Origin of the sequence: Cupriavidus agavae (genome assembly GCF_004217045.1) — a bacterium.
GTDB lineage: Bacteria > Pseudomonadota > Gammaproteobacteria > Burkholderiales > Burkholderiaceae > Cupriavidus > Cupriavidus agavae.
Genome location: NZ_SGXM01000006.1, coordinates 136617 through 158169 on the forward strand (window position 1 = coordinate 136617; position 21553 = coordinate 158169).

The 21553-nt window shown below is 61.1% G+C and carries 19 protein-coding genes and 4 pseudogenes; 9 read left to right on the plus strand and 14 right to left on the minus strand.

The features are described from left to right. Positions 1–11: 11 nt before the first annotated feature. The 3 genes from EV147_RS19595 (at position 12) to EV147_RS19605 (ending at position 2530) form a co-directional block, all read left to right on the plus strand. Positions 12–698 carry a tetratricopeptide repeat protein gene (locus EV147_RS19595; RefSeq protein ID WP_130392899.1) on the plus strand — a complete coding sequence of 229 codons (687 nt, stop codon included), beginning with the start codon at positions 12–14 and terminating at the stop codon, positions 696–698. 117 nt (positions 699–815) lie between these two features. Continuing rightward, positions 816–1061 (plus strand): hypothetical protein, encoded by a 246-nt coding sequence (locus EV147_RS19600; protein ID WP_198680299.1) that lies wholly within the window; start codon positions 816–818, stop codon positions 1059–1061. A 713-nt stretch (positions 1062–1774) separates the two neighbouring features. Then, on the plus strand, positions 1775–2530 hold the full coding sequence (locus EV147_RS19605; protein WP_130392900.1) for a hypothetical protein: 756 nt from the start codon (positions 1775–1777) through the stop codon (positions 2528–2530). A gap of 75 nt (positions 2531–2605) precedes the next feature. Here the strand turns inward: EV147_RS19605 and EV147_RS19610 are convergent, their stop codons facing one another. After that, positions 2606–2812: a hypothetical protein gene (locus tag EV147_RS19610; RefSeq protein ID WP_130392901.1), complete on the minus strand. Its 207-nt coding sequence runs from the start codon at positions 2810–2812 to the stop codon at positions 2606–2608. 404 nt (positions 2813–3216) lie between these two features. Continuing rightward, positions 3217–4041, minus strand: a complete 825-nt coding sequence (locus EV147_RS19615) for a DUF4236 domain-containing protein (protein ID WP_130392902.1) — start codon at positions 4039–4041, stop codon at positions 3217–3219. Positions 4042–4291: 250 nt separating this feature from the next. Between EV147_RS19615 and EV147_RS19620 the strand changes: the two are divergent. Both EV147_RS19620 and EV147_RS19625 read left to right on the plus strand, forming a co-directional pair. After that, positions 4292–4733 (plus strand): annotated as a pseudogene (locus EV147_RS19620) (molybdopterin cofactor-binding domain-containing protein); the annotation flags it as partial. A 25-nt stretch (positions 4734–4758) separates the two neighbouring features. Beyond that, a complete protein-coding gene (locus EV147_RS19625) occupies positions 4759–4962 on the plus strand; it encodes an oxidoreductase (protein ID WP_407923262.1) in 204 nt (67 codons plus the stop codon). An 8-nt stretch (positions 4963–4970) separates the two neighbouring features. On the opposite strand, the gene EV147_RS19630 is transcribed toward EV147_RS19625, so the two are convergent. The 5 genes from EV147_RS19630 to EV147_RS19650 form a co-directional block, all read right to left on the minus strand. After that, on the minus strand, positions 4971–5636 hold the full coding sequence (locus EV147_RS19630) for a TetR/AcrR family transcriptional regulator (protein WP_198680300.1): 666 nt from the start codon (positions 5634–5636) through the stop codon (positions 4971–4973). 120 nt (positions 5637–5756) lie between these two features. Next, positions 5757–7394, minus strand: a complete 1638-nt coding sequence (locus tag EV147_RS19635) for a cation acetate symporter (RefSeq protein WP_130392903.1) — start codon at positions 7392–7394, stop codon at positions 5757–5759. After that, the gene (locus tag EV147_RS19640) at positions 7391–7768 is read right to left on the minus strand and encodes a DUF485 domain-containing protein (RefSeq protein ID WP_130392904.1); all 378 of its coding nucleotides are present in this window, start codon (positions 7766–7768) and stop codon (positions 7391–7393) included. Before EV147_RS19640 ends, EV147_RS19635 begins: the two co-directional genes overlap by 4 nt. A 38-nt stretch (positions 7769–7806) precedes the next feature. Beyond that, positions 7807–9027 (minus strand): FAD binding domain-containing protein, encoded by a 1221-nt coding sequence (locus EV147_RS19645; protein WP_130392905.1) that lies wholly within the window; start codon positions 9025–9027, stop codon positions 7807–7809. Beyond that, on the minus strand, positions 9024–9503 hold the full coding sequence (locus EV147_RS19650; protein ID WP_130392906.1) for a VOC family protein: 480 nt from the start codon (positions 9501–9503) through the stop codon (positions 9024–9026). Before EV147_RS19650 ends, EV147_RS19645 begins: the two co-directional genes overlap by 4 nt. Before the next feature lie 426 nt (positions 9504–9929). Between EV147_RS19650 and EV147_RS19655 the strand changes: the two are divergent. Then, positions 9930–10217 (plus strand): annotated as a pseudogene (locus tag EV147_RS19655) (LysR substrate-binding domain-containing protein); the annotation flags it as partial. Positions 10218–10275: 58 nt separating this feature from the next. Here the strand turns inward: EV147_RS19655 and EV147_RS19660 are convergent. Then, the gene (locus EV147_RS19660; protein ID WP_130392907.1) at positions 10276–11511 is read right to left on the minus strand and encodes an alpha/beta hydrolase family protein; all 1236 of its coding nucleotides are present in this window, start codon (positions 11509–11511) and stop codon (positions 10276–10278) included. A 166-nt stretch (positions 11512–11677) separates the two neighbouring features. On the opposite strand from EV147_RS19660, the gene EV147_RS26345 reads away from it, so the two are divergent. Both EV147_RS26345 and EV147_RS19670 read left to right on the plus strand, forming a co-directional pair. Beyond that, the gene (locus tag EV147_RS26345; RefSeq protein WP_235844839.1) at positions 11678–12523 is read left to right on the plus strand and encodes a hypothetical protein; all 846 of its coding nucleotides are present in this window, start codon (positions 11678–11680) and stop codon (positions 12521–12523) included. Further along, positions 12514–12768: an FCD domain-containing protein gene (locus tag EV147_RS19670; RefSeq protein WP_130392908.1), complete on the plus strand. Its 255-nt coding sequence runs from the start codon at positions 12514–12516 to the stop codon at positions 12766–12768. Before EV147_RS26345 ends, EV147_RS19670 begins: the two co-directional genes overlap by 10 nt. Positions 12769–13062: 294 nt before the next feature. Here the strand turns inward: EV147_RS19670 and EV147_RS19675 are convergent, their stop codons facing one another. From EV147_RS19675 to EV147_RS19700, 6 genes and pseudogenes are all read right to left on the minus strand, one after another. Then, the gene (locus EV147_RS19675) at positions 13063–13956 is read right to left on the minus strand and encodes an HpcH/HpaI aldolase/citrate lyase family protein (RefSeq protein WP_130392909.1); all 894 of its coding nucleotides are present in this window, start codon (positions 13954–13956) and stop codon (positions 13063–13065) included. A gap of 793 nt (positions 13957–14749) precedes the next feature. After that, positions 14750–14867: pseudogene (locus EV147_RS26350) on the minus strand (FAD-dependent monooxygenase); the annotation flags it as partial. Between the two features lie 32 nt (positions 14868–14899). Next, on the minus strand, positions 14900–16105 hold the full coding sequence (locus tag EV147_RS19685; RefSeq protein ID WP_130392910.1) for a PepSY-associated TM helix domain-containing protein: 1206 nt from the start codon (positions 16103–16105) through the stop codon (positions 14900–14902). Further along, complete coding sequence (locus EV147_RS19690) at positions 16105–18651, minus strand: TonB-dependent siderophore receptor (RefSeq protein WP_130392911.1); 2547 nt, start codon at positions 18649–18651, stop codon at positions 16105–16107. Before EV147_RS19690 ends, EV147_RS19685 begins: the two co-directional genes overlap by 1 nt. A gap of 81 nt (positions 18652–18732) precedes the next feature. Next, positions 18733–19734: a FecR family protein gene (locus EV147_RS19695; RefSeq protein ID WP_235844840.1), complete on the minus strand. Its 1002-nt coding sequence runs from the start codon at positions 19732–19734 to the stop codon at positions 18733–18735. Positions 19735–19787: 53 nt separating this feature from the next. Further along, positions 19788–20324 carry a sigma-70 family RNA polymerase sigma factor gene (locus EV147_RS19700; protein WP_130392913.1) on the minus strand — a complete coding sequence of 179 codons (537 nt, stop codon included), beginning with the start codon at positions 20322–20324 and terminating at the stop codon, positions 19788–19790. 112 nt (positions 20325–20436) lie between these two features. Here EV147_RS19700 and EV147_RS19705 point away from each other — a divergent pair. After that, positions 20437–20572: pseudogene (locus tag EV147_RS19705) on the plus strand (IS5/IS1182 family transposase); the annotation flags it as partial. Between the last annotated feature and the right edge of the window lie 981 nt (positions 20573–21553).

The window sequence follows — 21553 nt, forward strand, 5'->3', positions numbered from 1 at the left end:
CGGTTCGAGTCATGATGAAACGGTACGGATTGGCGCTATTCACGCTTTTCACGCTGGCCGCGACGGCGGGCCTCGCGCGGGCGAACACGCCGGGCCAGGGACAGGTCGAGTACGAGCTGGCGCAGCACTACAAGGGCGTCACGGGCAAGGCGCTCGATCTGCCGAAGCATTTCGAATACCTGAAACTGTCGGCCGAGCTGGGCAACACGGCGGCGCAGGCCGAACTGGGCTTTCTCTACCTGAACGGCAACAGCGCCGTGCCGAAAGCACCTGACGCCGCCTTCGGCTGGTTCGAGAAGGCAGCGGCGGGTGGCTCGGTCGTGTCGCAGTGCATGCTGGGAGACTTCTACAAGCGCGGACTTGGCGGGGTGAAGCAGGACTATGCCAGGGCCTTCCGCTGGTATCGAAAGACCGCAAGCACGGACGACCGCTGCGCGCCGAAGTCCCAGTTCGAGCTGTATGCCAGCTACGCATCCGGGAACGGCGTCGGCAAGAACTTCGGCGAGGCCACCAGGTGGCTCAAGAAGTCCGCTGAGGCTGGCAACCCGGTTGCGCAGGCAACTCTGGGCCGCGCTTACCGCGACGGCCTTGGCGTCGAGCGCAATCCGGAGCTGTCCCGGCGATGGCTCAGGAAGTCAAGAGAGGGCGTGGCGCCGCACGACGACGAAGACGATTACGAACACGGGCATGCCCACTAGGCCGGAGAATGGGCCGCCCGCCAAGCTCAGAACGGCGAAGTCATCAGCCCATACAGCGTGCGCACGCCATTGACGTAAATACGTAATACCGTTGCGCCGGTATCGGGATGCGGTGCCGTGGCCGACAAGGAGGCGAGCCTCGTCGCGGCGATGCAGGCGGCCACGGACCAAATGGCACGGATGGGCGAGCGCCAGGCAGCCGCAGACCCCCGGCGGGCCCTGGAGACCGACAACGTGCGGGTGGCCTGCCGGGGCGAGCGCGACGCGCTGGCCCGGCGGGTGAGTTTTCTGGAAGAGGAGCTCAAGACCGCGCGTGCTGGCGTGGATGCATATCGACAAGCGCTGCGTGGTCGTCCAAGCTGAATTCTGAAAGATGGGGACGTTGTTGCTGTCGCTTTCCTTCTTAGTACACCTTCACGTCGATGACTTTCACTTTGGCAACATCCGGATGGGGAGACAGCGCTCGCATTCTCCAAGACTGTCGGGCTCCAAACTGGCCGTCGCGACCGTGAATATGCATCAGCCATGTTCGTCTGCTCTGCGGCGATAGACCCAGTGTTAGCCAGGGACACTTGGACGGTATCGGGCCCGGTCCTACGTAGCCTCACAGCAGCCGAGCATAAGCGATGCATAAGGCATACGGTTTGCTATGTAAAGCCGCCATCGTAATTAACACGGCCACCGTCTTCCGCAAATGAGACCTCGTGGGCAAGCTGAGGCGCCTTAGCGGCCGCATAGACGTCCGCTTAATTTAGAGCGGACACCTATAAAGATACTGTCCGATCGCGTTTCGGAGAGGCGGACTCATGAAACTGGCCGAATGCAAGCAGCGTGCTGCGCGCCGCCCACGCTTGACCGTCCAAGCCGCAAACGTTTTGCTTCACGCGTGTAGGAAGGTGTCATCGGCCGTTACTGTTGAAGCAATTTAACAAACGCCCTGAGGGTGAAATTCTACGCGTGGGGAACGTGCGATCCAGGACTCGGAGCGGGCCTGAGCTTTTGACCCCCCTTTGGGGGTTAGCAATACTAACCAGCCGATCTTAGAATGCCTGTCCCCATGAAATTGAAACGCTGCCGTGCAAATCACCCGAATTCGAGTCCTACTCTCCATCAGCACCATTTCCGCCTTGCTTTCAGCTGTGCCTTTGCTGATGTGGTGGAAGGCCTTTGGGTACTTACCCTCCAAAGATTCGAATGCTTGGGACCATTTCGGTAGCTTCGTGGGCGGAACAGTTTCTCCACTTCTTTCCTTCGCCGCATTCGCTGGCTTAGTCTGCACAATCATTCACGAGCGCGCCCTTTCCGAAAAGAAGGATCGAGAAACGGAAGACATGCGTCACCTTGAACTCGCGGCCAAGAGCCTTGAGAAGGCATTTAACGCACTCGCTAACGGTGATCGGCCAGTCCATGATCGCTTGGCGTGGCTTAATTGCGCGCGACTAATTCTGGCCTCGAACGCTGCGGCGGATCTGGTTTCTGCCGATTCTCCTAGCATTCGCAACATGTACCTCAGCGAACGATCGTATTGGAGATCCCAGTTCTACGACCTACTTCGACCGACCTCAGGCGAAGCGGTTGGCATGCAGCCCCGATTCTTTGAACGCGACTCTTCAGAACACGAGTCCCCCATTGATGAGCGATCAATACGCGTTATCTATGAGTTCATCCGGTGGCCCGAAGGCGAAGCGGACGTTCTTGACTCGATCTCGCCTTATACGAACGAAGAGGTCAACTCGTTACCTGCAACGATGCTAGGGATAAAAATCGCCCTTCAACGCCGTCCTCACTACAGAAGGGCATCGGCCCGGGCCATCAGCGTGCCGTTCAACTAATTCTGAGACATTCTGCTTCCTCACTCTGCTTTTGCACTGTTGTGATGCCGCGAGCAAAGCTTCTGCAAATTTGACTCATTCCAGAAGACCACCAATGTCGCCGCGATGCACGACGATGTGCTCCACCACGCTGCCATACGGCACGGGCAGCGGACGCTCTGCGCATTCGAGTATCACCTCGGCTAGTCCAGTGGTGGCCTCGATGCGCGCCGCGCGCAAGTCGATACACGCAGTACGGATGCAGACAGAGATAGGCCCGTGCTTTCTGTCAGCGGTAGTCATTACCACGCCAGCCGCTGGTCTGTCCGCTGGGCTGCGCTCAAATATCGTGTAGTGCTAGTTGATTCTGACGAGGTTCGTGAATCGTGCGCTGACCAATATGCCTCCGAGGAATGCCGCACATCCAGCAGCTGCACCGCACGTCCGTATGTAGCAACAGGCCGACATCCCGCAGCGTTGTAGTACCGCCGCCGCTTCGCCTTCAAACGCGCCGCTTGCGCGCGTCGATAGGCAGGTCCCTTTTCCATCCCGACTCCTTTTCGTACGCCGGATGTGCGAAAGCCCGCTCAAGGCGGGCTTTTGGGGCCGGGCGCAGGCACCCTGCTGGGTGCCGTCTCGCTCGAGGCGGTCTCAAATTGTGCGATCAGTATAGATCATGATTTACAAATCCATCGTAAGGATGAACTTCATGCTGGCCGAGGAGACAGTTCAAACTCCACCACCTGGTCAAATCGAGCATTGGCGGCGTCGATCCGTGCTTCTGCTTCCGCAAACTTACTGCGATAGCCTCGCCTTAGTCCCCAGAAAGTCCCCACCGAGATAAGGATCGTAATGAAAAAAGCTGGACCGGGGTCCATGCCCGTCACCCCCGAAATAAGCGGCCCTCCGAAGATAATGAGCGCTAGCGTGGACCAAACTCCCCGTGACACCCATTTCTTCTTCGGTCTCTCGCCTAGGGCCGCCCATACACTGGCGGCCGCTGCATCGACGCCAAGAGTTTCACCAGCATTTGCCGCTAGCGCTTCCTCAACCTTGTAGAGCGCACGCAAGGCGCGCTCCTTTCCTGCGGCTGTAAGACTTCCCATATCGCCAAACAAGCGTCCGGCAGTAAGAATCTCGTCCATTGCAGGCCTAAGAGATTCCAGCTCCGGTCGCCTTTGGTACAGAAATTCCAAGCCTGCGTCGATGCCTTGTGCATCAATATAAGCACCGTGCGATGCGCAGCAATTGCGGATGGAGGCCGAGAGTCGCTCGAAGATGTCGGCTATGGTTTGAGACGTGGCCAGCTGACGAGCCGACGGGCCCCGGTCTTCGGAACTTGATGTTCTGGAACGCCCGGAGGTGAGGTTCGCAGAATAGCTCAACCCAGTACCTGGCAAGCCCGCTGTAACTTTACCCCGTGTGTTATAGGTAAGTCCCTTTCCCCCGAGCGAAGCACTCACACCGCTCTTGCTCAGATTGATTGCAACGCCGGGTGCAATCTTGATTCTCTTCCTGAAGCGAAATCCCATTTGACCCTCTTCGTTTTCTGTATGGCTCGAATGTTGTGTGGGCGGAAGGTTAGCCCGGATACCCCGTCTCGCCACCCCCTCCCAGCGTGGGGTGATCCCCAGTCTGTTCAGCCGTACGCCTATCGCATTGCAACATGTTGGAAACTTGTCTCACTCTTTGGAGGGGGATATCTCGAGTAAGTCGGGGAATAGGGTATTCCTTTCCCTTCCCACAGCGGGTCACCATACCGAAGAAACTGACTGGCCGTGAGCTCTTCATCACGACCTGATGGCGTATGTGGCGATGGCTGTGGAAGTATCAGTCGAGCGCGACACCGGTTAGGTGAAGCTCGAACTTGCCGAAGTGGCGGTGGACTGCGGCCAGATCGTCGATCCCTATGGCGTGCGCAAGCAGATCCAGGGCGACCTGATCCAGTCGGCCAGTTGGACGCTCTACGAGCAATGGCTTCGACCCGCAGGGCGTGCGCAGCTACGACTGCGGGACTTATCCGATCCTGCGCTTCCCGGCGGTGCCGGTGCAGATCAACGTGCACCTGATCGACCGCCCCGGCCATCCATTCCTTGGTGTGGCCGAGGCGACGATTGGGCCGACGGCCGGAGCAATCGGCAACGCGCTGTTCGATGCCACGGGTCACCGTCTGCGCGACATGCCGCTGGCGGGCGAAAGGGCGAAGAATCTGATCGATCCCTAGTTACCACGAGGCGCCTTCGCGGCGCTTGCGGCGTGGCTACGATGGCAACACTGGGCAGGAGGCATTGGCATCGGGTCGGGCCGACATCATCGCGTTTGGCCGTCCGTTCATTGCCAACCCGGATCTTCCTGCGCGAATCCGCCTCGCCGCATCGCTGAATTCGCCTGACCCGGCAACCTTCTTCGGCGGAGATGCCGCGGGCTATACGGACTACAAGACGCTTGCGTAGGACAGGTTCTATCCGCGCAACTTCTTCATCGCCGCTGGCGCACCGTACAGGAACAGGTCGACCTTTTGCCGGATTAACGAATCGAGGTCGGCCGGCACCTTCAGGCCATAGACCCACTTGCGCACGCCGATATAGAAAATCGCCGCGTGCAGGCTCCAGATCATCTCGATCTCGGCATCCGTTTCCGCGGTGCTACGGGGCGCAGCGATGCCGAAAGCTTCGCGCACTTCGGCTAGCACCGGCAGGAAGACCTTAGTGCGCAGCTTGCTGAGATACTTGTGGTTGATGCCTTCGTGCGTCAGGCCGGCAAAGATGAAGAGGCGAATCCACTCCTCGCGTAGGATCACCGAGGAATAGTCGAGATAGAAGGCATGGAGCCGTTCGGTCAGCGGCAGAGAACGGTCCGCGATCTGCCGCTCCCAGTCAGGACGCCATTGGAAAACTTCGTTGTAGACGCGCTCGATCAACGCGTCCTTGCTTTCGAAATACCGATACAGCAGGGGCTGCGTCACCCCGATCTGCCGCGCCAGTTCGCGCGTGCTGCCGCCAAAGCCGTTGCGCGTGAAGTGCTCGATCGCTTTCTCGACGATCTGCTGCTCGCGCTCTTCGGGCAGCAGCCGTCGGGTGGATTTGACGGAGACCTCGGGTTCGGTGGAAGTGGCGCGTGACTCCATGGCTGTCTCTGTGGTCCTGCTGTCCGTTAATCCGCCGATTCTACCAATCACCCGACAAATGGGAACCGGGTGGCAGCCTTTTGCGGGCCGCCGCCCCGCATGCGGGCACTGGACAGCGGCTCAGCTTGCCGATTTCGCGATGATGCCCAGTTCACAGTCCACGCGCTGGTTTTGGTAGGCACTGCGCTCCCAGGCGCCGCGTGCCGAGCGGTCGGTCACCGAGAACACGTAGATGCCGACAAACGCCACCATCATCGAGAACAGCGCCGGGTACTCGTACGGATAGACGGCCGACGCGTGGCCCAGTACCTGCACCCAGACGGTCGGGCTCAGGATGGTCAGCACCACCGCCGTGACGAGGCCCATCGTGCCGCCCACCACCGCGCCGCGCGTCGTGAGCCCACGCCAGTAGATAGACAGCAGCAGCACCGGAAAATTGGAGCTCGCGGCAATCGAGAATGTCAGGCTGACGATGAACGCGATGGTCTGCTTCTCGAACAGAATGCCCAGCAGGATCGACAGCACGCCGAGCACCAACGTAGTGACGCGCGACACCCGCATCTCGTCCTTGTCCGACGCCTGTCCCTTGCGGATCACGGTGGCATACAGGTCATGCGAGATGGCAGATGATCCCGCTAGCGTCAAACCCGCCACCACGGCCAGGATTGTGGAGAATGCCACCGCGCAGATGAAGCCGAGGAAAACATTGCCACCCACCGCATGCGCGAGGTGCACCGCCACCATGTTCAGGCCACCGATGATCGCGCCGTTGCTGTTGTGGTAGAGCGGGTCCTGCGCCACTAGGGCGATGGTGCCAAAGCCGATTACAATGATCAGCGCGTAGCCCGTGCCGACGATGCCGGTGGCATACAGCACGCTCTTGCGCGCCGCCTTCACATTGTTCACCGTGAAGAAGCGCATCAGTATGTGCGGCAGGCCAGCCGTGCCGAAGATCAGCGCCAGCCCAAGCGACACGGCCGATACCGGGTCGGAGACCAGTCCGCCGGGACGCATGATGGCTTCATGCTTGCCATGGACGGTGATGGCGTGATCGAACAGGTTGTTTAGGCGAAACCCGAAGCGGCTCATTACCATGAAGGCCATGAACGCGCAACCGGCCAGTAGCATCACAGCCTTGATGATCTGGATCCATGTGGTGGCCAGCATGCCGCCAAAGAACACGTAGACCACCATCAGCACGCCGACGAGCACGACCGCCGAGGTGTAGTTGAATCCGAACAGCAGTTCCACCAGCTTGCCCGCGCCCACCATTTGCGAAACCAGGTACAGCAGCACGATCACGATGGAGCTGGATGCCGAGAACGCGCGAATTGGCCGTTGCTTGAGCCGGTATGAAAGCACATCGGCCAGTGTGTAGCGACCCAGGTTGCGCAGTGGCTCTGCAATCAGGAACAGGATGATGGGCCAGCTTGCGAGAAAGCCGATCGAATAGATCAGTCCGTCGTAGCCGCTGGTGAACACCAATGCCGAGATGCCGAGCAGCGAGGCAGCAGACATGTAGTCGCCTGCAATGGCCCAGCCATTCTGCATCGCGGTGATCTTGCCGCCTGCTGCATAGTGGTCCGCCACGCTGTTGTTGCGCCGCGCGGCCCACTTCGTGATGGCGAGTGTGGCGACGACGAAGACCAGGAACATCCCGATGGCGATGACATTGAGACCTTGACCTACTGCCGGGGTGGCAGCGAGAGCAGGGGCCACCAACCCCATGGTGATGGCGGCGCAGAGTATGCGGCTCATGATTGTACTCCGTCGCGGACTTTGGCGATCATTCGGTCATAGACCGTGTTCGTGCGATAGACATACACGGCGACCAGCGCAAACGTGAAGGCGAACATGCCGAAGCCGACCGGAATGCCGACGCTCATCGGCTGCCCGGGAACGAGTGGGATGGCCAGCAGGTCGGGACGGAACGCCAGCGTCAGGATGAACCCGAAATAGGCAACCAGCATGATCGCAGTCAGCGTCCACGAAAAGCGGCGGCGAGCACTGTGCAGCGTCTGGAAATCGGCGCGCGAAAGCATGGGATGTGGAACTAACGGCGTGTCCGCATCATCGACGTCAGCGCCATAGCTGGCGCCGGCCGAGATGGCGTGGGGGGCGGCTTGAGGCATGTTGTCTCCTTATGTTCTGATCAGAAGCTCGCAAGCACTTAGAAGCGACGCGAGACGGCTGTTTCGCGCATGACCGCTTCCGGCGTGCGGTAACGCTCGGCCATCGCGCGGTCCTCGTCGCTTTTGAGTTGCGCCTGCATATAGGCGCCGAGGTGCCGCGCATGCTCCACGATCGCCTGGCCCACTTGTTCGCGCTCCGCGCTATAGGCGTCGAGTCCGGCTCCGATGGTTTGCGTGTCTTCCAGTGCGCGGACCAGTGCGATGGCGTCTCCAGCGGCTTTCGTGACACCCATGCCGCAGTGCGGGCGCGCCACGAAGGCGGCATCGCCCAGTAAGGCAACTCGGCCGAACGACATCCGCGATACGGTCAGGTCGTAGATGGGCTGGAACAGCGGCTGCGCAGTGCGTGCCACGACTTCGGCGAATTGCGGTGCGAGCAGGTCGGCAGCGGCGCTTTCCATGTCCGCCAACACATCGGGGCGGATCAGACCGGGAGGAATGCCATTCGACCAGCACTTGCCATGAGAATCGGTCAGCAAGTTTGTCAGTTCATCTTCGCACGTCGCCCGATACCATACGAAGTTGAAGCGGCGCTCGCCCGGTGTGGTGCTGTTGTGCTCGCCGGCGACCGGATAGCCGAGAATCTGTTCGCGCGGCGGCAGGCCGAACGCGAATTTATCGAAGATCGCTGCGTGTGTGGCGGGCGAGAGATCGCTTTCGTTTACCAGCCCGCGCCAGGCGATGTAGCCCGCATAATCCAGGCGCGCTTCGGGCAGCAGTTGCTCGCGCACGCCGGAGCGGAACCCATCGGCGGCAATCACCATGTCCGCGCGATGCGTCGAACCATCGGCAAGCGTGACCTCGGCATGGTCGGCGTACGACGCGACGTGCATGACATGGGCACCAGTGCGATAGGTTCCAGTGAATGCCTTGCCAAGAACTTCGTATATCTTGCCCCAGCCCGTCAGTGTCTGTGGCATCTCCCTTTGCGAGACGGCGCTGCCGTCCCGTGCCAGAGTGATCCGCGTGTTGACGGACACGCCGATGCTGTCATCGACTTGCACACCTGCGGCCGTCAACGCCTCGAACAGTTCGGGGTGCGTGACGATGCCTGCGCCGCGGCCCGTGAGCGCCTCGGGTGTGCGTTCAAATATCTCGACGTTCCAACCGCTGCGCGACAGCAGGTTGGCGGCGAACAATCCACCGACCGAGCCGCCAATCACGATGGCCTTGCGCTGCGAGGTTTGCATTGCTGTCATGCTGTAACTCCTGCGTGATGCTGGGCTTGCGCTGGGGGCGTAAGGCCCGCTACTTCGTCGGCCGGATAGTTGAGTTCGATGGTCACGCCCGAGGGATCTTCGACGAACACCTGATGCAGCCCGAGGCTGGGCACGGTGCGGTCGCGCCACGGGATGCCTTCGGTACGAAGGGTGGTCCACATTTGGGTGACGCCGGTGGCCAGGAATGCGATGTGGTCTACCGTTCCCGTTCCGGTGCCTGGCAACGCCTTGTCACCGAGATACGCCGAGAGCCCCGACGGATTGTTCGGATCGATAGCGATGATGTGCACTGTCCCGAAATCGCGCTCATCGTCGCCCATGTAAAGCCACGCGCCTGGGAAATCGAAAGGCGGCCGGTAGCCGCGCCGGAACCCGAGCACCCGTTCGTAGAACGCGCAGGAGCGCTCCAGATCGCTGGTGCGGATCGAGTAGTGGGCCAGTTTCGTGAGTCCCATGCTTGCTCCTTCTGATGATTATCGATCGATAAGTGATCATGCGATAAATCATAGGGGGAAGGTCGGCGTAAGCCAAGCGGATCATGACTGGTATTTACCCTTAGGCGGGAGCCGCACATCAAAGATACTCCGATCATTGACGTGAAAGCCTGGAGGACCCAACACGGGACATAGAACGGACGACTACCGAAACTGCGCCCTACCCAGGATGAAACTCAGCAGGTCAGTACCGACGAGCCACAGCACGCCAAGGCCCACCATAGCCGGCGCGCTGAATCAGGTCGCCAACGCTGTGAACTTCGCCAGAAAGGTGGAGAAAGCACCTATCGCACACTCCAATTTCTATCAGGCGCCTCGAGTTGGGACAGACCGCAGAGACGCGCCAGCGTGGGTTTCAGACAATGATTTACTCAGTCCGGCGACTATCCCTTTCTCCTCAAGTCCATGATGGCGGGCCTTGCCGTGGCGCTGTTGCCGCGCTATGCCGTCTGGCGGCAGCTACAGGCGGGACGGGTGCAAGAGGTGCTTGCGGAATGGGAGGCGGAGGGCCTGGGCGACAGTGTCTATATGCTGACGGCGCCAAGCCGCTATCCCACGTTGGCGACGCGCACGTTGATCGACTTTATTCGTATGCACCTGGAGCGGCAGGCCGAAAGCTGGGGGCAGAGCGCGAAACGTCAGGCAACGACGTCAAAGACCGCTACAGGTCCATAGCCTAAGCAGCCAAAAGATTTTCTGCGACCGCTTCTGGCCCGCTGCGCCCATCCCTCTATCATCCCTTCACCCCAAGCGTCTCAGTCAACCAATCCAGAACCCGCCGATTCAGCAGGGATCGATTGCCCATCTCGCAGTGGTCCCCAGCGCCCTCGGCGGCGGTAAAGCGGATCAGGTGCTTCGGACACGCCAGTTCTTCGTAGAAAGCTTCCGTGCCCCGCGCAAGCGGGTCATCTTCGGCCAGCGTGAATAGCGTTGGGCACCGGATGTCGTTAATCCGGCCGTCCATCGTGAAGCGCTCGATCCGCGCCAGGTGATCGCGCAGATCCGACGAGCCGTTGACCCAAAAGCCGCGCTGCACCATGGACCAACGGAACTTTCGGTTGTGCGTGATGGCGTTCCACAGCGGATCGAGGATTGATGAATCCAGTTCGCTGGGCCGTGTCGTGGCGATATCGCATGGCATGCCGAGTTTTGTTGCGAAGGCGCCAAAGTCGCCCACGACATCGCGCTTGCCCGGATCGGCAATGCATGCCGCCAGTCGATGCTCACCCGCGGCGGCGCGGGGTGCGAGGTAGCCGCCAAGGCTCCAGCCGGCCAGCGCGATGCGTGCCGGATCGACGATGGGGGACTGCAGCGCATGATCGACAACAGCCGATACGACGTTCTCCCAGTCCGGCCGCATGGCGATGCCCTGTTCGATCAGTACATCGCCCTGGCCGGGGCCTTCGAAGATCATGCAATGGAAACCCCTTCGCGTTGCCGCAACCGCCCATGCGAAATACATGTCGGTGATGGATGCGTCATAGCCGTTGGTGACGATCAGGAGGGGGCGTACCTCGTTCTCCCGTCCTGCCGCTGGCAAAAGATAGACGGGCATCGACGCATCGTCGCACCGGACGCGCCGCATTGTCACGGGCGAAGCAACGAGGGACAGCGCGCGCTGGAAAGCTGAAACCTGCGCGCGATGGGATTGCAGCAGGCGCGTATCCACCGGCTCGCCGAATAGCGGATGGTAGGCCTTTCCGTGAAAGCATGCTGCTCTGAGGAGCAGCTCGCGCGCACTCGAATCGTGACCGCGTGCGAGGACGGACGCCGCTTCGCCTTCCAGACGCATGGCCGCCCGTGTCCAGGCAGCGTGGAAGGCGCCGTCGTCGCCCTCGCCAACCTCCTGTGCGATCCGCACGACCTCGCCATAGTCCGCGCCGCCGTACGGGATATAGGCCAGTGGCCACACGCCCAACTGCTCGTGCAGTGCATCATGAAAGAGACTGCTTGCGACTGGAGGTGGCATGGTTTCTCCTTGGTTCGCGAAAATCTACTGGATCCAGCCGATGCGCCGCAAGCGACTTTCCAGCTAGGTGCACTTCTCGCATCACGCCGAGCGTATCGCGCACCCGGACAAGCAGCCCGACCCGGGAATGCACTAGGCTTCAACGGCAATCGGAGATAAGCGAGAGATGGAGCATGCGATGCGCATAATGGGCAAGCTGGTATCCCTCGTCAACCGCCGGGCGTTGCGGACCGAAGGGCACGTCTTCGCAGTAACGCCCGAGCGCATTGCGTGGATGGAGGGCTTTCAGGCGTTGGTGGCGATGGCACCGATGCTCTGCGCGGCGGTGCTGCTCGACCGCTCGGAGATCGCGTTCGGCGCGGTGGCGGCTTTCTGGACTTGCCTGTGCGATCCGCAAGGTTCTGCCGCCGGACGACTGAAGGCGATGGGCATATTCATCGCGCCCCGCGCGGCCTTTCTGCCGATAGCCGCGTATAGCGCGTATTTCGGATTTGCGGCGAGCGTGGCGGCGCTGCTCGTTCTGGAATTTCTCTGCGGCCTGACGCGCTCTTACAGACCGGTGTTGGGGCCGACGCCAGCACAGGCGGGCTTGATCGCCTCGTTGGCTGTGGTCATCGGCATTCCATCCCCTGCACCGTTGTTGGGCGCACTATTGCAGGCCGGATACTTTATGCTCGGCTCGTTGTGGACAGTGCTGTTCTGTGTGGTGTTATGGCCCGTGCCGTTTTCGCAGAGCGCCTGCCGGACGCTGGCATCGCTGGTCGGGCATATCAGCGAGCTGGGCACGACGCCAGGGCGGCCCCTCCAGTTGGCGGACCTAACTCAGCCGTATTTCCATCTCGGGATGGACAACCGGGTGATGTCGACCGCCCACTATCGGGGGTCGAACCCTGCTTCCCGGCTTCCGGGACGCTTACAATATTGGCATCGCGCCGCCGACCGACTCTTGGACGGAGTAAGGCCCCTTGCAAAGTTGGAGGGTAGGGGAGGAACAGCGTGTCGATGGCCATGAGCTATGAAACCTTTTCGAGCGACGAGGCGCGTCACGGACACTTGGGCAGGATTCTCGACGAGCATCGCCAGATTCTGGATGCCATTGTGCGACGCGACGCTGACCGGGCAGAGCAACTTGGTGCATCGCATACCAATCTCGCGCGCAAACGCGTCACCGAATACATCTCGCAAAGCGCCATCGGCACGATGTCACTGCAGGACATGGCGGGCACCGCCACCGTTATCGCGGGCCTACCCGTGTGAAAGCGCTCTGACTGCCCCCCAAAGGTATATGCTGGCGTTATTGAAGCCAAGCACGACGGGATCAATGGTCGGGACGAGATCTACCCGACTATGCTGCTGAGGTATCAGGATGCTCCCAGCCGCAGGCGCCCCCCACAGGACGACCGTCGGTACGCCGGCAGATTTCAGCGGCTGCTGGATTCCAACTAAGGCGTTACACCTCGTTTGATGGCAGGTCGAGAGCTTTCTTTCAACCGATTAATAGAAGTTAATTACCAGCGGATTTTGCCCTCAATAGGGTCGGCGACACGTCTCTCAGTCGTCTCCGTCCACCCGGCACAATATGCGATGAGCCAATCTAAGGTGCGGCTTGTCCAACATGGCAGTTCCAAGCCGCACCACTCCCGAAGCGCCGGCCTCGGAGAAGGCTTGCACGACGGACCGCGCCCAACGGATCTCGTGCTCTTGAGGCGCGAATGCTTGGTTGATGGCATCGATGTGCGAAGGATGAGCGGCTGCCTTTGCGACAAAACCATCGCGCTTTGCGTGCATGGCTTCATCACCAATATGGTCGCCATCTTTCAACGTCGTGCTCACCGCATCGATGGCATCAATGCCGGCTTGAGCCGCCGCTAGCAAGCACATTGTCCGCGCCACGGAGAAAGGGGCGGTTAAATCTTTGCCAACATGCGAAGTAAATGCCCCGAGATCCGCAGCTAGATCGTCTACGCCCCACATCAGGGCTTGAAGCCGCATGGGTGCATTTCTGTATGAACTCAGTCCGAATATCCCCTCTGATGACTCCGTCGCCATTGCGACAACAGACGTTTCCCATTTGTCGCTCAACAGTGCGCATTCGAAGGCGGCCAGAAAATCGCAAAGTCGGTTTACATCCTCCACGTTGCGACATTTAGGTAGAACGATAGCGTTTGGTTTATATGGGATCACGGTCGCCAGGTCCTGAAGAATATGTCCGGAGGAGAGTCCATTTACACGGACAAGAAAAGCTGACTCCATTGAGTCCCGGTTTTGGGCAAGAAAATCTGAAAGAAGCTGACGGGCATCTGCCTTCCCTCGCTCAGGCACTGCATCCTCTAAATCGAAAATGAGCGCGTCCGAGTTTGACTTCAGCGACGCGGACAGTTTGCGCTCACTGTCTGCCGGCACAAATAGCAGAGAGCGCAGAGGATGGGGCAGCGTACTATGCATGTGGGCGTCTCCAAGAGAAGTTGATTAGAAAAACGACTTCGCAGTCTGATGTATAACGCTCGGCCAGTGAGGCAAGTGCGGCGGGAATGATGGCAACTGTGTGTATGGCGAGCACGGTCGGGTGACTGGGCCTGGCGTCCGTTTCAGCGAGAGGGCAAATTCGAGAAGGCTTCGATTCCTTCCAAAAAGCCTTCGCTGGCATAGGACATTCGCACAAGTTCAAGCGCAGTCGGCACGTTGTTCCCCATACGCCTTCTTAGATCATGATCGCGATGGATGCACAGTATTTGCAGAAGAGGCGACACCAGCGTCGACTCCTCCGGCCCGAATTTCCATGGAGGAGGTTGCAGGACAGAGCACTGACAGCGGCTTGTCAGCTATAAGTACGAAATTCCTCCTACTTCACGCAGCCGGACGTTCGATGCTTACCAATGCTACTGCCTCCGCGACTCATCCCCAGAGTGGCGCTCCGGCTGCAGAAGCAGTCCACCGCATATGACTTTCATCGCTCAATGTGTCTGGCATCATCGGTGCAGGGTTGGCATCGGCGTTCATGCGTTGAACCAACAAGAATCCGTACGGGACCGGCCAATAGCCCGCCCTTACAGGGCTCGGCATGGCGATGCGGGACGCGCGCTCCGATAGTCAATCGTCTACGCTGCGTCCCCGCCCTGCTAGTTATGGAGACGATAATGTTCAATGCGTCTGGAGAAGGCTATCGTTATTTTAGCGAGTCTGGTTTCGCTTTTTGCGCATGCATCCGAAGAGTCCACGAGAACCGTTCGGCCTTCTAGACGCGGCTCAGGCACTTCGGAATAGCGGTCGAGCTTGTGCGGATCGCCCTGCTGGTAGTGAGCGATCAAGCTATCAGCCAGGTAGAGCACGTCACTGGCGGCGAGATTCAGTCCCTTAATGCGGCTATATGCCGATGGCTCGTGGCCACCTATGACCGGAGTCTGTTCGTCCTGCGCGCTCTACGCTTGCGCATCCAGATCACGAGGCCGGTCATGCTGAGCGCCGCCACAACGATACCCATGAACGACATCAGCACACGTCCCGGCATGCCCAGTAGACGACCAGAGTGAAGTGGCAACTGCGCCTGCATGAAAATGTCGCCCGCGGTGCCTTGTCCCGGTACCTTCTCGCCCAGGATCGCACCCGTGTTCCCATCGAGGTAGAGGACCTCGTTTCCCATGCCGTCGTCATCCCGGTCGTCTTCCGGTGTGAAGAACGCCACGCCGTAGATGCTGAAGCGTTGGGCATAGAAGATGGACCCCGCAGGACGGGTCCAGCCGCGACGGCGACCCTCGGCCTCGGCGGCCACGATGGCCTGCTCCCGGCTGAGTATCGGCTCGGCAACTTCCCGCTCGCGACTGCCTGGGCGCACCTGGAATGGCGAGGGTGTCAGGGGAGAAAGAAGCGACACGAGCGGCCGCATGACCTGAGTTCCTAGATTCAGCGAGACCGAGGTCACGGCTAGCATCAGCAGCAACCCCCACACCCAGACGCCGCCGGAGCGGTGGATGTCGAAGTTGAGTTTGAAGCCGCCCTGGCGCAGCCGGAAGCTCAGCGACTTTCGCCAGGCGCGCGCACTGGGAAACGAGACATATAACGCCAGGAAGCAGTCGACAATCCAGACCGCCGACACCACGCCCATCAGCCACACGCCGATGTCGATACCCCAGCCCTTGGGAATGTGCATGGTGTAGTGCAGCTTGTAGAGAAAGGGCAACAGGTTCTCGCGCGATAGCGATATATGGCCCCATTGGCGCCGCCCCTGAACATGGCCGTTGGCCGGATCCACCGCGACCTGATTGAAGCCAAGGGCGTAAGGCGCGTTGGTGGCGGGGTCGATGCGCGCAGCGACACCCAGCATGGCCGTATGACCGGGCTCCAGCGTCAGCGGCAGGAAGCTGACCCGTAGTCGCGGATCCTCCGCCTCGACACGGCGCGCCAGCTCAAGGGGCCCAAGCGGGTGGTCCGTCGCACCGGAGGCGGCCTGGAACAGCCGGGGATTCACCCACTCGTCGAGTTCGTGATCCCAGGCGATCACCGCGCCGGTGAGGCCGGCGATAAACAGGAAACCGGCGATGAAAAGGCCACACCAGCGGTGCAGAACCACCAGCGCGCCACGCGTGCGGCCACGCATCAGAACTGGTAGCGCGCGGACAGCATTGCGTTGCGCGGCTCGCCATAGACGTTGCTCGGGAAACCGACGCTGCCGGACAGCGCGTTGTAGTACCGCTTGTTGAAGACGTTGTTGATGTTGAGCTGCAGATCCAGCTTCGGTATTGGCTGCCAGCCCACCACCAGATCGACCAGGGTGTAGGCGCCCTGGGAAATGCGGAACGGCACGCCGCTCGCGGTGCCCTGGTTGTAGATGGAGTCCTGGGCGTAGATCGAGCCACCGATGCGCCAGCCCTGGAATGGGCCGCGCAGCCGGTACATGGTCGACAGCTTGAACAGGTGCCGTGGCGTGTCGGTATCGAAGATCGCCCCCACGTTGCTCGCCGTGGCGTCCTTGCGATAGCGTGCGATGGCCACGGTGTAGCCAGCCCCCACCTGCCAGTTGGGCGTGATGGCGCCCTGTACTTCGAACTCCACGCCCTGGCTGCGCACCTCGCCCGCGGCCGAGTAGCACACTACGGTCGGGTAGCTGGCGCACTGGGTCTGGTCGGCGCTGCGGAAGGCACGGTTGTTCTGGTCGATGCGGAACACGGCTGCCGAGGCATTCAGCGCACCCTCGAAGTACTCGCCCTTGATACCGATCTCGTAGTTCTTGCCCACTACGGGGTCCAGCAGCTTGTTGCTGGCATCCAGGTAATTCTGGGGTTTGAAGATGTCGGTGTAGCTGGCGTAAAGCGAGTGCTGTGCGTTCAGGTCGAAGACCACGCCCGCGTACTTGGTCAGTTGGTTGTTGACGCTGTATCGGTTGTGCGCAGTGACCGATGGCGTGTTGGCGTTGAAATTTGGGTACGTGTTGACGGTGTCGTTGTAGTCGAACCAGTCCAGCCGTCCGCCCAGTATCAGTTTCAGCCGATCGGTCAGATTCAGGCGCGTGGTGGCATATAGACTTTGCTGGCCGATCCTTGCGTCCATCCAGTCCCGCAGCGCAATGTTCGGGTCCGCGACGGCACTGGGGTTGAAGTTGTACAGGTTGAGGTTGCTGTTGAGCACCAGGCCCTGGCGACTATTGCCGTTGAAATCGACGTTACGGTAGCTGGCGCCCAGTACCAGCTCGTGCTTGCGGCCCAGCAGTTCGAAGGGGCCGTTGGCATACACATCCGCACTGCTTTGCTTCTCCCGGTGGGCATTGCGCGCACCCAACTGGCTGTAGTTGCCAGTGGTGTAGCTGTAGCTGAGGTAATGGCCCTCCATGTCGACATCGGCCTGCGCGTAGTAGGCCGAGAGGTGCATGCGCCAGCCGTTGTCGAATCGGTGGTCGAGTCCCACGAAACCGGAGTTCGTGGTCTTGTTCCAGTATTCCCAGTCATTGGCGTAGGAGGTGGATCGCGGAAGTCCGAGATCGCTGCCGTCGCGCGCCACGGGCAGACCGGTGAAGCCGTTGCCGTGCAGGCGGTTCTCCTGATGCAGTGCGCTCAGCGTGAGCGTGGTGGAAGGAGCCAGATCCTTCTCCAGGATGCCGTAGAACGTCTGGCCGTTACTGTTTTCGCCGCGCTTGTAGCTGCCGTAGTCCTGTGCCGCGATCACCGCGCGGCCGCGCAGGGTGCCGTCCTCCGACAGCGGGCCGGAGGCATCCACCTCCGCCCGATAGCGGTCCCAGGTTCCGGCCTTCACACCGACGGACACCTGCGGCACCTTGGTCGGCCGCTTGCGCACGAGATTGATGGCCGCCGATGGGTTGCCCGCGCCCTGCACCAGTCCGGTGGCGCCACGTACGATCTCCACGCGGTCGTAGATCGCCATGTCGGTGGCCAGCAGGTCCTGAGACAGGTTGGAACTGTCCAGGCCCACGGGCAGGCCGTCGTACATGATGTTGTCCACGTACAGGCCGCGTGAATAGAACGAAGCGCGCTCTGGCCCGAAACGCCGGAAGGTCAGACCCGGAGCGGTCTGCACCACGTCGTTGACCGTCGCCAGACCCTGATCCTGTATGCGTTCATTCGTGATGACGGTGACCGCCTGCGGCGTCTCGCGCAGCGTCAGTCCGAGCTTCGTGGCCGTGCTGACCGGGCCGGAGTCGGTGTAGGAGCCGGTGCCCTCCGTCGTGCCGTTCATGCCCGCACCCTGCACGACGACTTCGGGCAGCGTCGCGCCATGACCCGCATCGCCGGTGGTTGCCACCTTGCGCAATACGTAGCCCGCCGACGTCGGTACGGCGGTGAGGCCGGTGCCGCGCAACAGTTGCTCGAATCCCTCGTCGCGGCCATAGCTGCCGTTCAGCGCCGGTGCCTGCATGCCCTGCAACTGTCCGGCGTCCATCACGATCGATACGCCGGATTGCTGCGCGAAGCGGTTCAGCGATGTCGCCAATGGACCGGCAGGAATGTCATACCGTACCGACTGGCTTGCGCTCTGCGCGCTGGCGGGCGCGGGTGTGGCGATCCAGAGGGCGGCGGCGCAGCTCAGTTGGACTGCCACGGCCAGCGGCGTCAGCCGCAGAGGGCGGCGGGCAACGCCCAGGGCACGGTCGGGGTCTGGGCAGCGGGCAGGGCGATAGGGTGTTGCGGACATGCGGGCGGTTCCTCGATTCATGATCTCTCACATGCCTTGACGCACGAGAATCGGAATGTGGAACCGGATCGGAAAAAATTTTTATCGCGTGGATGCGCTCGCCATGTCGACGTAGATGAGATACGGCGTCAGTGTCCGGATGCGCAGTGCCGGGTAGTTGATCGCCAGTAGCTGCAGCGCGCGATCCGTATCGTCCAGCGGCAGGACGGCATTGACACGGATGCCGGCCAGCGCGTCCCGGTCGAAATACAGCGCGCCACGACGGTTACGTGCCAGTTCGTCGAGAACATCGGCCAGCGGGCGGTCGTTGACCACGAGCTGATGGAACCGCCAGGCATCGTCGAGGCTGCGCGCATCGATGGGCTCCACCGGGCCGATGCCATCCGGCGTGATCCGCACGCGCTCGCCCGCCTGAACGACGGTCCCTTCGCGCTCGCCGGTCTGGCGCTGACGCGGCGTTTGGGCCAGGACCCTGGATTCGATGACGTCGAGTACCGTGGCGTGGGCCTCGCGATCCACGACGAACCGGGTGCCCAGCGCCCGCATGCTGCCATCGCCGGTCTCCACGACAAACGGACGGGCGGCATCCTTGGCCACGTCCACCAGTATCTCGCCTTGCACGAGTTCCACGACCCTGCGCGCCGCGTCGTAGCGCAGGTTGACGGCGCTCCCGCCGCGCAGCGTGATGCGGCTGCCGTCGATCAGCGTGCGCGTCTCCCATTCGCCGGACACGGTGCGGATATCGGCAAGCAGGTAGGCGGGCGGCCAGGCATGAAGAGCCAGCCACGCTGGCATGACGACGAGGCAGGCAAAGGCCAGCGCCATGCCAGCGCGCTTGAGCCGCTGCGGACGGCGCACGCCGGCACTGGCCGCATCAAGCGCCGAGCGCGCTGGCCGTCCGGAGCCCGCCGTGCTGTCGCGCACGCCACGAACCTTGCCGAGCAGGCTTTCGAAACTTGCCGCGGCCCCCGCGTGGCGGGGATCAGCGCGCTTCCATCTCTCGAAATCCGCGCGCGCCTGCTCACGTTCATCGGGATCGTCCGAAGAAAGCGCGACGATCCATTCCGCAGCTTGCTCAAGCAACAGGTCGTCGGATGATGCGGCCCTGGATTCGGCAGAAGTGCGACGCGGCATTGTCACAGTGGGTGATCCGCCAGGGCAGCGCATCGCGCCTGGCAATGCAGCAGCGCCTGCACGAGATACTTCTGCACCATGCGCTTGGAGACGCCCATTTCCACGGCGATGGCCGCCTGCGTCTGATCGTCGAGATAGTGACGCAGGAACGCTTCCCGCACGCGCGCTGGCGCGCCTTCGAGCGCATCGGCAATCTGGGCCAGGGCCTGGACGGCCATGGCGATCTCTTCCGGGGAGGGGTAGCCGGGCAGCGTATCGGCAACGAGCGCGATCTCGGCCAGGTAAGCCTGCTCGACCAATTGACGCCGAGAGCGATCGATCAACAGACGCTTGGCGATGGTGGTCAGGTAGGCACGCGGCTGGTCGATGCCGAGCAATGCATCGCGCGAACTGATGATACGCACGAAAGTGTCTTGCGCCACGTCCGCGGCATGGTGCGCGCACCCCAGCTTACCCTGCAGCCAGCGATGAAGCCACCCATGATGGCCGCTGTAGAGAGCCTCGACTTCTTGATGCTGCGCGAGATCGGACGAAGACACGTTTGGCCTGCCCCACCCGGATCATTCGAGTAAGGGGCGCACTTAGTAAATGAGAATGGTTCGCATTGTAGTGCAATTTTGGTCCGCGTTGCTGGATCGCCCACGGAGGGGCGGACGCATGCGCCAGGTAATGGTGCGCGGACTGAAGCGGTTGGACCAGAGGTTCGTGCTGAGCGTCGTCGCGTACAACCTCGTGCGGATGCACGTTGGGACAGATCCGTCCGCAGTTGCGGGAATCGCGGAAATGAAGGCGGAAACAGGCCTCCAGCCGGTGAGAAACTCAATGCAAGGGCCCGCAGCTTCCGGATTGTGAAATCAGAGCGCCCGGCCAGTCGCAATTCAGTGTGGAGTTGCGCCGCAATGCGCGATACGTGCGGCCGCTTTGGCGACCTTCATGTTTGGAGCGACCGCGCCAATCTCGAAGTCGACCTATCGGTCACGGCGCTAGCCGCTGCAGCGTGCATGCCTTCTCGGATCGACTCGGGAAAGCATCCAGACTGTCGCGCGCCGGACTGGGTGACGACCGCCGAGTCGGAAAGTGATTCCCTCACGCCAAGATATATTTAACATAATTATCACTCGACCCAAACTGGAGATCGCACCTGGATTCGCGCTGCGCCAGCGGTCTCTCGTACGCACCACTGGGAGTGGGGATGTATGAGTTTTATCCTACTTTCAATTCGGCACGACGATTCGAATGGATTGCCGTTCCGGCACGAACTGCTTTCGCTGGCGCTCAAGTATTTCACGGCAACGATCATTGAGCGTGCCGCAAAGGCAAACGATTCCGTTTCGTCACAAGATACATATCATCCGGCGCTCAAAAATGACCGTGCCGGTCGAGTCGAGATTATCAAAGGCTACTACGCAGTGACTGCGGTCAGAGCGCCAAAAGTAGAATCCCGAAGAATGGCCGCGCGACTGGGCTGTTGCGCACGTTGGCGCATCCATCGATGCAAACTTGACGGGGTACTTTAATAAACTCGCCGAAGCAAAAGTGGGGGGCAGCGTGGCTGTATTCGATCAGACGGCCCGAAACATCCCACCTGCATGTCTGCGTGTCGGCACGCACCTCGCGAGCTCGGTTCGTAGCAGACCAGCTTATCGTCAAGACCGACGAGTCTGCGGAGCCGGCGCCAACGAACTCGAATCGCATCCCGGCTCCAGTAGATCGAAATCCAATCGCAGCTAACAAGTCGATCGTTGGGGCCGCCGGCGGCAATTCCCCG

Bases quoted from the DNA above. Each gene is read 5' to 3' on its own strand.
- EV147_RS19595 (WP_130392899.1), top strand. From the start codon at position 12: ATGATGAAACGGTACGGATTGGCGCTATTCACGCTTTTCACGCTGGCC.
- EV147_RS19610 (WP_130392901.1), bottom strand. From the start codon at position 2,812: ATGACTACCGCTGACAGAAAGCACGGGCCTATCTCTGTCTGCATCCGT.
- EV147_RS19615 (WP_130392902.1), bottom strand. From the start codon at position 4,041: ATGGGATTTCGCTTCAGGAAGAGAATCAAGATTGCACCCGGCGTTGCA.
- EV147_RS19630 (WP_198680300.1), bottom strand. From the start codon at position 5,636: ATGGAGTCACGCGCCACTTCCACCGAACCCGAGGTCTCCGTCAAATCC.
- EV147_RS19635 (WP_130392903.1), bottom strand. From the start codon at position 7,394: ATGAGCCGCATACTCTGCGCCGCCATCACCATGGGGTTGGTGGCCCCT.
- EV147_RS19640 (WP_130392904.1), bottom strand. From the start codon at position 7,768: ATGCCTCAAGCCGCCCCCCACGCCATCTCGGCCGGCGCCAGCTATGGC.
- EV147_RS19645 (WP_130392905.1), bottom strand. From the start codon at position 9,027: ATGACAGCAATGCAAACCTCGCAGCGCAAGGCCATCGTGATTGGCGGC.
- EV147_RS19650 (WP_130392906.1), bottom strand. From the start codon at position 9,503: ATGGGACTCACGAAACTGGCCCACTACTCGATCCGCACCAGCGATCTG.
- EV147_RS19660 (WP_130392907.1), bottom strand. From the start codon at position 11,511: ATGCCACCTCCAGTCGCAAGCAGTCTCTTTCATGATGCACTGCACGAG.
- EV147_RS26345 (WP_235844839.1), top strand. From the start codon at position 11,678: ATGGAGCATGCGATGCGCATAATGGGCAAGCTGGTATCCCTCGTCAAC.
- EV147_RS19670 (WP_130392908.1), top strand. From the start codon at position 12,514: ATGGCCATGAGCTATGAAACCTTTTCGAGCGACGAGGCGCGTCACGGA.
- EV147_RS19675 (WP_130392909.1), bottom strand. From the start codon at position 13,956: ATGCATAGTACGCTGCCCCATCCTCTGCGCTCTCTGCTATTTGTGCCG.
- EV147_RS19685 (WP_130392910.1), bottom strand. From the start codon at position 16,105: ATGCGTGGCCGCACGCGTGGCGCGCTGGTGGTTCTGCACCGCTGGTGT.
- EV147_RS19690 (WP_130392911.1), bottom strand. From the start codon at position 18,651: ATGTCCGCAACACCCTATCGCCCTGCCCGCTGCCCAGACCCCGACCGT.